Origin of the sequence: Streptomyces sp. TG1A-60, from assembly GCF_037201975.1 — a bacterium.
Taxonomy (GTDB): domain Bacteria; phylum Actinomycetota; class Actinomycetes; order Streptomycetales; family Streptomycetaceae; genus Streptomyces.
Window position 1 is genome coordinate 6,425,701 of sequence record NZ_CP147520.1, and the last position, 12,837, is coordinate 6,438,537.

A 12,837-nucleotide genomic window follows, 5' to 3' on the forward strand; every position below is an offset into this window, starting at 1 on the left:
CCGACCGCACGTCAGCTGACCGGCCCGGCCTCGCCCGACATGCCCTTGCGGGCCTCGCGCAGGGCCCGCAGCCGGGGCGGCCACTTACGGGTGTCGCGGGGTTCGACGTAGGGCTCGTCGGTGGGGTACCGGCCGTCGACGATGGCGCGTTCGCGGGAGAGTTCCGCGTCGAATTCGAGGCCGAGGAGGATCGCGAGGTTGGTCAGCCAGAGCCAGATGAGGAAGACGACGGCGCCGGCGAGGGCGCCGTAGGTCTTGTTGTAGGAGCCGAAGTTGGCGGCGTAGACGGCGAAGCCGGCGGACGCGGCCAGCCACATGAGGGTGGCGAGGACGCAGCCGGGGCTGACCCAACGCAGGCCCCGGCCACGGACGTTGGGGGCGGCCCAGTAGAGCAGCGCGATCATCAGCGTCACCAGCACCAGCAGGACCGGCCACTTGGCGATGTTCCACAGCGCGATGGCCGCGTCACCGAGCCCGATCGTCGTGCCCGCGCGCTCGGCCAGCGGACCGGTGAACACCACGATCAGCGCGCTCGCGGCCAGCATCAGCATCAGCACCAGGGTCAGCGCGATACGCAGGGGTGTCAGCTTCCACACCGGTCGGCCCTCCGGCAGGTCGTACACCGCGTTGGAGGTGCGGATGAACGCGGCCACGTACCCCGACGCCGACCACAGGGCCGCCAGCAGGCCGACGAACGCCAGCACTCCGCCCGTGCCCTCGCTCTCGCCCAGCTGGACGACCGCGTCCCGCAGGATGTCGCGCGCCGGGCCCGGCGCCAAGTCGCCGATGTTGTCCAGGAGTTTGTCGGTCGCGCGCTGTCCGACCACCCCGAGCAGCGACACCAGCAGCAGCAGCGCGGGGAACAGCGACAGCACGCCGAAGTACGTCAACGCAGCGGCCCGGTCGGCCAGTTCGTCGTCCTGGAACTCCTTGACCATGCGCCGCACCACCGCCCACCAGGAACGCCTGGGCAGACCACCGGGACCATTCGCCCCGGTCTGCGTCTCGCTCTCCGCCCCGGTCTGCTGCTCAGCCCCCGCGCCGGTTTCCGCCCCGCTCTGCTTCTCGCCCCCAGCGCCGGTCGCCGGTCCCTTCCCCGCCCGCTCGGCCTCCGGCCGCTTCTCGTCCATGACCGGGCGGGTCTCCCGAATCCGGGCCCCGAATCGCGGACTTGACCTGAATCCTGCTTGAGGTTGAAAGGTGGCGGGTGCACGCACAGCTGGCACCTACCTTCGGAGAGCGGCATGACCCGTCGTACGGACCTTCACCCCGACCCCGCCCGGCCCGGAGTCGGAGCGCCCTTCTTCAGCACCTGGCGGGTGGGAACGCCCGAGCGGCAGCGGCAGACCGTCGAGGCGATCGCCGACACCTGGGAACGGCGGCCGTGGCCCACCGACGGGCTGCTGGGGTACTTCGTCCACACGGCGGAGGACGGTTCCGGTCTGCTGCACTACTCGCAGTGGGCCGACGAGCAGGCCTACGAGGCGTTCGTGAAGACGCGACGGCAGGAACGCAACGACGCGATCGACACGGCCGTTCCGGGGATCGAGCGGGTGGCGCTCGGGCGCTACCGGCACCACCGCAGCCTGACCAGGGGCGACCGTGCGGTACGGGTGCCGGGGTGCGTCGTGGTCGTCGACATCGAGTTCGACGGGCCGGACCCGGCACGGCAGCGGGCCTGGGTGGACGCCGTCGAGGAGGCGCTGGCCGCCGAGCCGAATCCGCACCCCGGCGGCATCTCCGCCCACTTCCACCTCGGCACCGACGGCACCCGCGTCCTCAACTACGCCGAGTGGGAGACCGCCCGGCACCACATCGACGCGCTCGCCGCGCCGGGTGAAGGCGTCGGTTCGCCCTCGGAGCTCTGGCGGCGCGTACAGACCTGGCCCGGCTTGAAGGGCAGCACGGTCGACCGCTACACGTACGCCCTCGGCCTCGTCCCCGACTGAGCCGCGGGCTCAGGCTCGGGCTCACCGAACACACACCACAACCGTCCGGGGCAACGAGGCTTTCGGTGGGCTGGCTGAACGGCGTGTTCAGCCAGCCCTGAGCCCCGACCGGCGAGGGCTACGGCCGGAAGCGCAGCACCTGCGGGTCGTGGTCGCTGATCTGGTCGTTGAACTCCGCGTTGGTGTGCACGCTGTCGTACGTGAACGCGCAGGAGCGCCGGATCGAGGGGCTGATCAGGATCTGGTCCAGGACCTGGGCGTTGCCCTGGTAGACGTACGAGTAACGCTCACTCTTCGGCAGTGACTTGACCGCCGACCACAGGGCGCCGTCGTCCTCCAGCAACCTGGTGGTCTCGGAGAACTCGAAGTCGTTGATGTCGCCGAGGGCGATGACGTGCGCGTTCCTCTGCTTCGCCAGGATCTCCTTGACGAAGGTGTTGACGGCGGTCGCCTGGAGGTGGCGCTCGGTCTCCGAACCGCGGGCCGGCGGCTGGAACTTCGAGTGCAGCGACTGGTCACCGCCCTTGGAGGCGAAGTGGTTCGCGATCACGAAGACGGACTTGCCACGGAAGGCGAACTCGCCGACGATCGGCTTGCGGCTGTTCGTCCAGGCGGCGTTCGCCGGGTCGATACGGCCGGGGGAGACCGTCAGCCGCGCCTTGCCGTGGGACTTCGTCACCCCGACGGCGGTCGTGGCGTCGCCGCCCGCGCGGTCGGTGAAGGAGACCCGCTCGGGGTTGAACAGGAAGACCTGGCGGATGTTACCGCCGGGCTGGCCGCCGTCCGCGAGGTCCACCGGGTCGACCGACCGCCAGTCGTACGCCGGGCCGCCGGCCGCCACGATCGCGTCGATCAGCTTCCGCACCGTCTGGTCGGCGGCGACCGTACCGTCGTTGGTGGCGCCGCTGTTGTCCTGGATCTCCTCCAGGGCCACGATGTCGGGCGACCGGAGGTTGTTCACGACCGCCGCCGCGTGGTCCGCGAAGGTGGCGTCGGACGGGTCCAGGTTCTCGACGTTGTACGTCGCCACCGCGAGCTCGCCGCGCGCCTGCCTGCGGGTCGTCTCGCGCTCCAGGCCGCCCTGCTTCAGGGTGCCGATCTCGTTCGCGACGAGCGTGTAGCCGCCGAACCGGCTGTAGTCCAGCGGGCCCGCCGTGGTGCCCTTCAGCACATCACCGACGTCCGCCTTCGGGAAGTCGGCGACCGCGCCCAGCGACTGGACCTGCAACCGGCCGGTGTTCTGCGAGGTGTAGGAGCCGTACACCGTGCCGCCGCGGCGGTTGTCGTTCTCCCGGGGCTTCACCGTGACCCACAGCTCGGTGAACGGGTCGGTGGCGCCGACCACGCGGGTGTCGGCGACCCGGACGTTCATGCCCTCCAGGGACTCGTAGTAGTCCAGGGCGTACCGGGCCGGGGCGAGCGTGAGACCGTCGATCGAACCGTCGGCCGCGGTGTCCCCGGCCGGGGCGTACCGGCCCGGCACGGACCTGGCGTCGACGCGGGTCGCGGCCGGGACGGTGTTGCCCGAGGAGACCACTGTGATCGTAGGGCGGGTGATCTGCGTCACGGACTGGTTTCCGGACGAAGTGCCGCCCGGCACGAACTCGCCGACCGTGCCCGAGACCTTCACCGCGTCGCCCACTGCGACCGTCGGCCGGGAGCTGGTGAAGACGAAGACGCCCTCGCTCGTCGCCGGGTTGTCGTCCGCCCGGGGGTCCTGGATCCAGAAGCCGCGGGAACCGTAGGTGCGGACACCCGTGACGATGCCCTCGACGTCGGTCACCTGTTGGCCGACGAGCGGGGACGTCCGGGTCGTGCCCTGGATGTCGTGGATGCGTAGGGAATCCGCATGGGCGGGCGAGGTCAGGACCACGGCGGACACCGTGGAGCAGATGGTGGCGACGGTCAGCGCGCCGATGCGCGCGGTTCTCTTGCTGGGCAAGGGGATCCCTCCGGGGACGTACGTGGGCGCCGGGACGAGGGTGGACGGGAGGTGGCCTGCGACCGGTGGGGCGGTGCGGCGCGCGTAGAACCCGATGGACTCCGACGGTCGCGCCGGTCGAGGCCCTGGATCGCCCCAGAGCTACCCGCGAGTTTCTACGCGCGTCAATCTCCTGCCTGCTCAGGCCACTTGTCAAGGTTTCAGCCACGTCCAACTCCTGGCAGGTACATGAACCGGGCGGCATGGGTGGAAATCCGTCTAGGCTGAGCGGCTGCGTACTGGTACGGGTCCGCGCGTGATCGGAGCCCCTGTTCTGCCGGTGATCGGATGCCGTGCACCGCTCGTACCTGTACTCGTAACTCGTATCGCGTACGGGTGACACCCGTGCCGTTCGTCGTCGCTCGCCACCGCTCGTTCCCGAGGAGATCTCCGCCGATGTCAGACAGCTCGCCACTGCCGCCGGTGCGGCTTCTCCCCGAAGCGGAACTGGCACGGCAGGCGCTCGCCACGCCGCTGCTCTCGCGCGCCGCGCGGCTCGCCCGCTGGGCCGGGCCGGACACGCGGGTGGCCTCCGGGGGCGAACTCCTCGACGAGCAGTTGCCTGCCGCCGCCGAGGCACTCGGGCTCACCGGCGGGGACGTCGACGGCGACGACGCGGCGGCCCTGGCCGGCGAGGCCTGGCGGGTGGCCGTCGACACCGGGCTCGTCGAGATCGCGGACGAGGAGGAGGGGACCGTCGCCCCCGGCGAGGAGCTCGCCCTCCTCACCTCCGGCGGGCCGCAGGACGTCCTCAACCTCTGGCTCACGGCCCTGGAGGCCACCCTCGCCGACGCGAGCGTGCCCGACCTCGACGGCCTCGTCGAGGCCGTGGAGTCCGGCGGCGAGGTCGACTTCTCCGAGCTGGACTGGGACCCCGACGCCGAGGCGGAGTTCCTCGACGGGGTGCTCGGCAACCTCTATCTCCTCACCGTCAACGAGGGCGGCTCCGGCGACGGGCCCGTGCCGCTGCCCGCCCTCGCCGCCTCGATGATCGTCCCCAACGGTGTGGGTGTGCCCACCAACGACATGATGGAACAGGTCTCGGACGCGATGATGCGGCTCGACGACCAGTTCCGGGTCCTGGAGCCGGTCGGACTGGTGGAGTACCAGCCCGTGGACGAGGCGCTGATGACGGACGCGGAGGAGGCCCTCGCCGACGACGGGCCGGGCGAGCCCGTCGTGGACGACACCGACGTCACGCGCTACGGCATGGTCCGCCTCACCCCCCTCGGGCTCTACGCGATGAGGGCGCGGTTCCAGGAGGCGGGCATCGCGGCGCCCGCGGTCGGCGACCTCGTCGACAAGGGCGCGGACGCTCTGCTGGACGGCACCGCCGGGTTCCCGCCGTCGGCGGCCCAGGCCGAGACCGAGCAGTGGCTCGCCCGCCGCGAGTCCCTGGACGCCGCGCGGGAGTTGCTCGCGGCGGCCCGTGGCTCCGACCGGGGCGCACCGCTGCGGCGGCTGCGCTGCCAGCAGGCGCTGTCCCTGGTGGGGCCCGTGGCCGAGCCGGCCCTCCGCGAGGTCCTCGACGACCCCGAACTGGGCGGCCTCGCACGGGTGTGGCTGACCGAGCGCGGCGCCTCGGACGTGCCCGCGCCCTCCGAAGCGATGGTCTTCTGGTTGACCATCGACACGGTTGCGGCGCAGCTGGCCGCCGAGGGCAACTCCGCTGAGCTGCGGGCGCTGGTGGAGGGGCTGGCCCAGCAGCACGGCGGCTTCTTCGCGGCGGCGTGGCGGGTGGAGCATCCGGCCACGGCCGACGTGCTGGAGGCGATGGGGCGGATCCACCCCGACAAGAGGGTGGCGAAGGAGGCCCGCAAGGCGGCGTTCAAGGCGCGGTCCCAGAGGGGGCCGGGCGCGTCCTAGCTCGGGTGGGCGCCTGGTGGCTCGGGGGCGCCGGTGCGTTGGCGGCTGCGGGTGAGTGGGGGATGGTCACGCAGTTCCCCGCGCACCTGGGAGCAAGAAGCACGGGGCGCAGCCCCTGCTTCTTGAGGGGCGCGGGGAACTGTGCGAGCAACCACACACAACCCGTGGCCGCCGACGAACGCCCACCTCCGAGCTCTCCCGCCGTCAACCCCCGTTCAGGCAGGGACGCGACAGTGCGGACGCGACCCACGGCTCCGCCACTGCCCACCGTCATCCCTGCCGGTACGGGCCGCACCCTTGCCCGCCTGGAAGATTGACATCTAACATTTCAGTTCATGGAGGCCATGCGACCGGTGGGCCGCACCCTGCTCAGGGACCGCGCCTACCAAGCCATCCGGGACGCCATCGTGGCCGGGGAGATCGAGCCCGGTGCGGTGGTGCGCGACGCCGAGTTCGCTGAGCTGCTGGGGCTGTCACGGGCGCCGGTGCGGGAGGCGTTCTCGCGGCTGGTGGACGAGGGGCTCCTGGAGAGCAAGCCGCAGAGCTACACGCGGGTCACGGCCGTCGTGGCCGCGGATGTGCGGGACGCGGCGGCCGTGGTCGGGGCCATGCACGAACTGGCCACCCGGATCGCCGTGCCCAGGCTGTTCGCGGCGGACGTCGAGATGATGCGCTCGGCCAACGAGCGGTTCGCGGCGGCCGTCCACGCCGGAGACGTCGACGCCGCCCTGGTCGCCGACGACGAACTGCACGACGTCCTGGTCCGGGTGAGCGGCAACCGCGCGGCTGCCGCCACCGTCGCCCGCTACACCCCGCTCATCCGCCGGCTGGAGCGACGGCGCTTCGGCGAGGGCGGCAACTGCCGCTCGGCGGGCCTGCACGAGCAGTTGATCGAGGCCTGCGCGACCGGTGACACGGACGAGGCGGTCCGGGTCACGGCGGAGATCTGGCGCGGCCTGGCCGCATTCGCCGACGCAGCCGATGAAGCCGGCGAAACCGATGAAGCCGGTGAAGCAGGTGAAGCCGACGCGGCGAATGAATCCAACGAGGCGGATGAAGCGGACGAAGGCGGTGAATGTGCCGGTGGGCCCGCCGACGGACCCGCCGACAAGCCCGTCGGCGAAGCGGCCCACTGACCCACTCCAACCCCCGGAGGACCCGTGCCCCTTACTTCCTACGAGCGCTACCCGCTCCTCTTCGGGCCCTCCCCGGTCCACCCCCTGGAACGCCTGACCGACCACCTCGGCGGCGCCACCCTCTGGGCCAAGCGCGAGGACTGCAACTCCGGCATCGCGTACGGCGGCAACAAGACCCGCAAGCTGGAGTACCTCGTCGCCGACGCGCTCGCCCAGGGGTGCGACACCCTCGTCTCCATCGGCGGAGTGCAGTCCAACCACACCCGCCAGGTCGCCGCCGTCGCCGCCCGTGCCGGACTCGCGTGCGTGCTCGTGCAGGAGAGTTGGGTCGACTGGCCGGACGCCGTGTACGACAAGGTCGGCAACATCCTGATCAGCCGGCTGGCCGGCGCCGACGTACGTCTCGTCCGGGCCGGCTTCGGCATCGGCGTCAAGGAGAGCTGGGAGCTGGCGCTCCGGGAGGTCGAGGAGGGCGGCGGCAAGCCGTACGCCATCCCGGCCGGAGCCTCCGACCACCCCCTCGGCGGACTGGGCTTCGCGGGCTGGGCGTACGAAGTCGCCGAACAGGAACGGGAGTTGGGGGTCTTCTTCGACACGGTGATCGTCTGCTCGGTGACCGGCTCCACCCAGGCGGGCATGGTCGCCGGCTTCGCCGCGCTGGAGGAGACGGGCGGACTGCCGCGCCGGGTGCTCGGCATCGACGCCTCGGCGAAGCCGGCCGCCACCCGCGAGCAGATCGCCCGCATCGCGCAGAACACCGGACGACTCATCGGTGTCAAGTGTGAGTTGACCGTGGCGGACGTCGAGCTGGACGAGCGATACCACGCGGGGATCTACGGTGTCCCGGACGATGCCACCCTCGTGGCGATGCAGCTCGCCGCACGGACCGAGGGCATGATCACCGACCCCGTGTACGAGGGGAAGTCCATGGCCGGGATGGTCGACCTGGTCGAGCGCGGCGAGATCGGCCGCGACTCCACCGTGCTCTACGCCCACCTCGGCGGGCAGCCCGCGCTCAACGCGTACAGCGCGGTGATCCAGTGACGTCGGCCGCGCTGTTCCCGAGCTGACCCGCCCCGCCGCCGGGGACATGTGCCGGGCACCCCCTCGAACGGGGGCGCCCGGCGCTGAGCGTATGGCCCCTCAGAGTGCCTGTGCCGAGGGCTTCACCATCCCCCTGACCGTGCGGGACTTCACGAAGTCGCCCATGGCGGTCATCTCCCACTCGCCGGAGAACTGCTTGATCAGCTTGGCCATCATGACGCCGGTCTGGGCTTCGGCGTTGGTGAGGTCGAAGCGGACCAGTTCCTCGCCGGTCGCGGCGTCGAGGAGGCGGCAGTAGGCCTTGGCGACCTCGGTGAACTTCTGGCCGGTGAAGGAGTTGACCGTGAAGACCAGACCGGTGACCTCCTGGGGGAGCCGCCCGAGGTCGACCACGATCACCTCGTCGTCCCCGCCGCCCTCACCCGTGAGGTTGTCGCCGGAGTGCTTGATCGCGCCGTTCACGATGGAGAGCTTGCCGAAGTAGCAGCTGTCGATGTGGTTGCGCTGCGGACCGTACGCGATGACCGACGCGTCGAGGTCGATGTCCTTGCCCCGGTACGCCGGCTCCCAGCCGAGGCCCATCTTGACCTGGGAGAGCAGCGGGCGGCCTCCCTTGACCAGGGAGACCGTCTGGTTCTTCTGGAGGCTGACGCGGCCCTTGTCCAGGTTGATCTTCCCGGCGCCGGGGGCGGGGGCCGCGGGCGGGGCCGGAGGGGCGGCGGGGGCCGGGGGTGCCGTGAGGCGGGGATCCAGGGACGGGGCCGGCGGGGGCTGCGTGGCGGGGGCGGGCGGGGCGACGGAGGAGGGCTGTGCCGGGGCGGGCTCCTCCACCGTGACGCCGAAGTCCGTCGCGATGCCCGCCAGGCCGTTCGCGTATCCCTGGCCGACCGCGCGGGCCTTCCACGAGCCGTTGCGCAGATAGATCTCCACGATCACCAGGGCCGTCTCCGCGCCCAGCTGCGGCGGGGTGAACGTGGCGATCACCGAGCCGTCCGCCGCGTCGCGGATCGTCGCCGTCGGCTCGATGCCCTGGAAGGTCTGGCCCGCCGCGTCCGGGCTCGCCGTGACGACGATCTTCTCGATGCCCGGGGGACGGCCGCCGTGTCGACCGTGATCGCGTCCGGGGTCGTACCGTCGCCCGAGCGGTAGGTCACACCCGGGCCGCTCGGCTGGTTGTAGAAGATGAAATCGTCGTCCGAGCGCACCTTGCCGTCGGCGGTGAGCAGCAGGCCCGATACATCGAGCCGCACGGGCGCGGCGACGTCCACCGCGACGCGGGGGGCGGGCAGCGGGATGTTCGAGCCGGGGGTCATAGCTGTCATGCCGAGTGAACGTTTCAAGCCGCTTTACCGTTCCCTTACCGAGGAGGTCGGGGCCGTTCGGGGGATGACCTTCCTCCGCGCTCATGGCCGACACCCGCTCTCCCCGCCGTGGTGCTGTGAGTTCGGGCCCGGTGGAGGCCCTGGAGAGAGTTGTCCAGCGGGCGTGCGGCGCCGACCTGGCCTGTCGCGTCCACCGGGCCTGTGGCGCGTCCGGTGAGGCCCGTCCCTGACCGTTTCGTACGGCGACGGCCCGTGGCGGACCTGGTTCGGGCGACGGGCGCGCCCGGATGCGGGGGCGGGTGACCCGCCGTCACCGTCAGTACGGCCAGATCGGCGGGTCGCTCACGAAGTGGCCGCCCAGGTTGGCGTGCGCCATGTTCTCCGGGTCCAGCTCGCCCTGCTCGGCGATCAGCTTCTCGGCGTACGGCTCGGAGTCGTCCCGCGGCTCGTAGCCCAGGGCGCGGGCGGTGGAGAGGTCCCACCACAGGCGGGTGTTGGCGGAGGAGCCGTAGACGACGGTGTGGCCGACGTCCTCGGCCGTCAGGGCCGCGTGGAGGAGACGGGCGCCGTCGGCCGGACTCATCCAGAGCGAGAGCATGCGGACGCTGGTGGGCTCGGGGAAGCAGGAGCCGATGCGCACGGAGACCGTTTCGATGCCGTGCTTGTCCCAGTAGAGCTGGGCCAGGTCCTCGCCGAAGGACTTGGAGAGACCGTAGAAGGTGTCGGGGCGGTGCGGTGTGTCGACCGGGATCAGCGCGTCCGGATCATGGGGGGCGTCTCCGTGCGGCCGGGGCGTGAAGCCCACCGCGTGGTTGGAGGAGGCGAAGACGACGCGGCGCACGCCCTCCTCGCGGGCGGCCTCGTACAGGTTGTACGTTCCCTCGATGTTCGCCTTGAGGATCTTCTCGAAGGAGGCTTCCAGGGAGATGCCCGCGAGGTGGATGATCGCGTCGACACCCCGTACGGCCTCGCGCAGGGCGTCCTTGTCGGCGAGGTCGGCGGTGATCGCGTCCGGCTCGCCCTCGACGGGCAGCAGGTCCAGGAGGCGCAGCTCGTAGCCGTGGGTCGGCAGTAGCTCCCGCATGAGGGTGCCGAGGCCACCGGCGGCGCCGGTGAGCAGAACGGTGCGGGGAGCGGGCATCCGTGGATCTCCTTGCATCGCCAGCGGTGCACATGGGCGTCCGGCATTCACATTCGTGGACACGCTAGGGAGTGCGGGTCCCGCGCGTCAAGTGGGGCATCGAGGCGGGAAATCGCTGGTGCGGTGCGGGTTGACCGGCTTGACCGGCCCCGGGCGGGCGTCTTAGCGTGCCTATGTTCAGAAATGTAAACACTGATCAGCGGCATGGCCTTGGGAGAGCCTGTGACGTCAGCCCCTCTCGCCGCCCGGCTCAGGGTCCCCAGCGGACCGCTGTTCTTCCCCGTCACGGCGTACGGGCCGGACGGCGCACTCGACCTCGACACCTGTCGCGCGCATGTCCGTCAAGGAGTCGACGCCGGTGCCGCCGCGGTCTTCGCCTGCTGCGGCACCGGCGAGTTCCACGCGCTCACACCCGAGGAGTTCCAGGAGTGCGTACGGGCGGCCGTGGCGGAGACGGCCGGCCGGGTGCCCGTCGTGGCCGGCGCGGGCTACGGCACCGCCCTCGCCGTGCGCTACGCGCGCCTCGCCGAACAGGCGGGCGCCGACGGCCTCCTCGCGCTGCCGCCGTACCTCGTCGTGGCCGCCCAGGAAGGGCTGCTGCGGCACTACCGGGAACTCGCCGCGGCGACCTCCCTCCCCGTCGTCGTCTACCAGCGCGACAACGCCGTGTTCACGCCTCGGACGGTGGTCGAACTGGCCCGCGCGGAGGGAATCGTCGGCCTGAAGGACGGACTCGGCGACCTCGACCTGATGCAGCGGATCGTGAGCGCGGTGCGCGGCGATGCCCCGGCGTCCGGTGACTTCCTCTACTTCAACGGCCTGCCGACCGCCGAGCTGACCCAGCCCGCCTACCGGGGCGTCGGGGTCCCCCTGTACTCGTCGGCCGTCTTCTGCTTCGTACCGGAGATCGCCCTGGCGTTTCACCAGGCGCTCGACAGGGGAGACGATGCGATCGTGGAGCGGCTGCTCGACGGGTTCTACCGGCCCTTCGTCGAACTCCGCGCGCGGGGACGCGGCTACGCCGTGTCGCTGGTCAAGGCCGGGGTACGACTACGGGGGCTGGACGTGGGCGAGGTCCGGCCGCCGCTGCACGAACCGGCGGAGGACCACGTCGAGCAGCTGGGCCAGTTGATCGAGCGCGGCTACGCGCTGCTGGAAGAGTGCCGGGAGGGCAAGTGAAGGCGTCGACGTTCGTCTATCCGTGGGACGTGAACGGGGACCCGGCCGCCGCCGAGCGCATCGCGGGCCTGGGCGTGCGGCAGGTGACGCTCGCCTCCGCGTACCACTCCACCCGCGCGCTCACCCCCCGCCACCCCCGGCAGCGTATCGTCACCGCCGAGCACGCGGCCGTGCTGTACCCGCCGGGCAGGCGCTGGGAGGGCCGTACGCTGCGGCCGTACGCGGCGGGTGACTGGGCGCCCGGCGACGCGTTCGGGGAGGCCGCGAGGGCGCTCGCCCACGCCGGGCTCGACGTGCACACCTGGGTGGTCCTGGCGCACAACTCCCGCCTTGGCGCCGAGCACCCCTCGACCTGCGTGGTCAACGCGTACGGGGACCGGTATCCGTGGGCGCCGTGTGTCGCGCAGGAGCCGACGCGCGAGTACCTCGTCGACCTGGCCGTGGAGGCGGCGGTCCGCCCCGGCGCGCGCGGCACCGAGCTGGAGTCCCTCGGCTGGTACGGCATCTCCCACCTGCACGCCCACGACAAGACGGGCGGGGTCGGGCTCGGGGACGCCGGGCAGTACCTGATGTCGCTGTGCTTCTGCGTGACCTGCCGCGACGGGTACGACGGGGCCGGGCTGGACCCCGACGCGCTCGCGGCGGCAGTGCGGGACGCGCTGGAGCCGTTGTGGCGGGGCGAGACCGTCGACGAGGGGTGGCCGGCTGTCGAGAAGCTCCTCGGTGCCGAGTGGGCGGTGGGTACGCGGGTGTGGCGCGACGCGATCGCGCGCTCGCTCCAGGAGGCGGCCGTCGGGGCAGTGCGGGCTGCCGCGCCCGAGGGGTTCCAGGTGCTGTTGCACGCGGACCCGGTGACCTACCACTGCGGGGCGAACCCCGGCGTCGACCCGGCGCACATCCTGGGCGTGGCTGACGGGGTTGTCGTGCCGTGCGCGGGAGGACCGGGACTCCTCCCCGCGTTCGCGGAGGTCGGGACGGAGGGGGCTGTGCTGGCCGCCAACTTCGGCATCGTGTCGGGGATGGGCGGCAGCCCGGTGACGCTGGCCGAGGACGCCGGACGCGCGGTGGAACTGGGGGCGACCGAACTGCGGCTGTATCACGCGGGGTTGGCGTCGGACCAGGACCTGACCGCGGTACGGGAGGCATTGACGGCGGTGGGCTGACCGGTCCCGGTCCCGTCGCGGTGCCGGTCGCGGGTTCGCTCCCGCCGCCCCTGCCT

At 71.8% G+C, this 12,837-nt stretch carries 8 protein-coding genes and 2 pseudogenes; 6 read left to right on the forward strand and 4 right to left on the reverse strand.

Translation table 11 applies throughout. The annotated features are described in order from the left end of the window. Positions 1 to 11 precede the first annotated feature (11 nt). A complete protein-coding gene (locus WBG99_RS27985; RefSeq protein WP_338898961.1) occupies positions 12 to 1,130 on the reverse strand; it encodes a YihY/virulence factor BrkB family protein in 1,119 nt (372 codons plus the stop codon). 114 nt (positions 1,131 to 1,244) lie between these two features. Here WBG99_RS27985 and WBG99_RS27990 point away from each other — a divergent pair, with 114 nt between their 5' ends. Next, entirely contained in the window at positions 1,245 to 1,949 is a 705-nt protein-coding gene (locus WBG99_RS27990) for an antibiotic biosynthesis monooxygenase (RefSeq protein ID WP_338898962.1), read from the forward strand. A gap of 118 nt (positions 1,950 to 2,067) precedes the next feature. On the opposite strand, the gene WBG99_RS27995 is transcribed toward WBG99_RS27990, so the two are convergent. Next, on the reverse strand, positions 2,068 to 3,891 hold the full coding sequence (locus WBG99_RS27995; RefSeq protein WP_338898963.1) for an endonuclease/exonuclease/phosphatase family protein: 1,824 nt from the start codon (positions 3,889 to 3,891) through the stop codon (positions 2,068 to 2,070). A gap of 435 nt (positions 3,892 to 4,326) precedes the next feature. Between WBG99_RS27995 and WBG99_RS28000 the strand changes: the two genes are divergently transcribed. The 3 genes and pseudogenes from WBG99_RS28000 to WBG99_RS28010 all read left to right on the forward strand — a co-directional run bounded on the left by WBG99_RS28000 (position 4,327) and on the right by WBG99_RS28010 (position 7,976). Then, positions 4,327 to 5,796: a hypothetical protein gene (locus tag WBG99_RS28000; protein WP_338898964.1), complete on the forward strand. Its 1,470-nt coding sequence runs from the start codon at positions 4,327 to 4,329 to the stop codon at positions 5,794 to 5,796. Between the two features lie 335 nt (positions 5,797 to 6,131). Next, a pseudogene (locus tag WBG99_RS28005) lies at positions 6,132 to 6,773 on the forward strand (GntR family transcriptional regulator); the annotation flags it as partial. A gap of 183 nt (positions 6,774 to 6,956) precedes the next feature. Continuing rightward, a complete protein-coding gene (locus WBG99_RS28010) occupies positions 6,957 to 7,976 on the forward strand; it encodes a 1-aminocyclopropane-1-carboxylate deaminase (RefSeq protein WP_338898965.1) in 1,020 nt (339 codons plus the stop codon). Between the two features lie 99 nt (positions 7,977 to 8,075). Here the strand turns inward: WBG99_RS28010 and WBG99_RS28015 are convergent. Together WBG99_RS28015 and WBG99_RS28020 are read right to left on the reverse strand one after the other, a co-directional pair. Further along, a pseudogene (locus WBG99_RS28015) lies at positions 8,076 to 9,298 on the reverse strand (TerD family protein). Positions 9,299 to 9,614: 316 nt separating this feature from the next. Next, complete coding sequence (locus WBG99_RS28020; RefSeq protein WP_338898966.1) at positions 9,615 to 10,439, reverse strand: NAD(P)-dependent oxidoreductase; 825 nt, start codon at positions 10,437 to 10,439, stop codon at positions 9,615 to 9,617. 204 nt (positions 10,440 to 10,643) lie between these two features. On the opposite strand from WBG99_RS28020, the gene WBG99_RS28025 reads away from it, so the two are divergent. Beyond that, positions 10,644 to 11,618: a 5-dehydro-4-deoxyglucarate dehydratase gene (locus WBG99_RS28025; RefSeq protein ID WP_338898967.1), complete on the forward strand. Its 975-nt coding sequence runs from the start codon at positions 10,644 to 10,646 to the stop codon at positions 11,616 to 11,618. Beyond that, the gene (locus WBG99_RS28030) at positions 11,615 to 12,781 is read left to right on the forward strand and encodes a hypothetical protein (RefSeq protein WP_338898968.1); all 1,167 of its coding nucleotides are present in this window, start codon (positions 11,615 to 11,617) and stop codon (positions 12,779 to 12,781) included. The genes WBG99_RS28025 and WBG99_RS28030 overlap by 4 nt, the downstream gene beginning before the upstream one ends. The last annotated feature ends 56 nt before the right edge of the window (positions 12,782 to 12,837 follow it).

Bases quoted from the DNA above. Each gene is read 5' to 3' on its own strand.
- WBG99_RS28020 (WP_338898966.1), bottom strand. From the start codon at position 10,439: ATGCCCGCTCCCCGCACCGTTCTGCTCACCGGCGCCGCCGGTGGCCTC.
- WBG99_RS28025 (WP_338898967.1), top strand. From the start codon at position 10,644: ATGGCCTTGGGAGAGCCTGTGACGTCAGCCCCTCTCGCCGCCCGGCTC.
- WBG99_RS28000 (WP_338898964.1), top strand. From the start codon at position 4,327: ATGTCAGACAGCTCGCCACTGCCGCCGGTGCGGCTTCTCCCCGAAGCG.
- WBG99_RS27990 (WP_338898962.1), top strand. From the start codon at position 1,245: ATGACCCGTCGTACGGACCTTCACCCCGACCCCGCCCGGCCCGGAGTC.
- WBG99_RS27985 (WP_338898961.1), bottom strand. From the start codon at position 1,130: ATGGACGAGAAGCGGCCGGAGGCCGAGCGGGCGGGGAAGGGACCGGCG.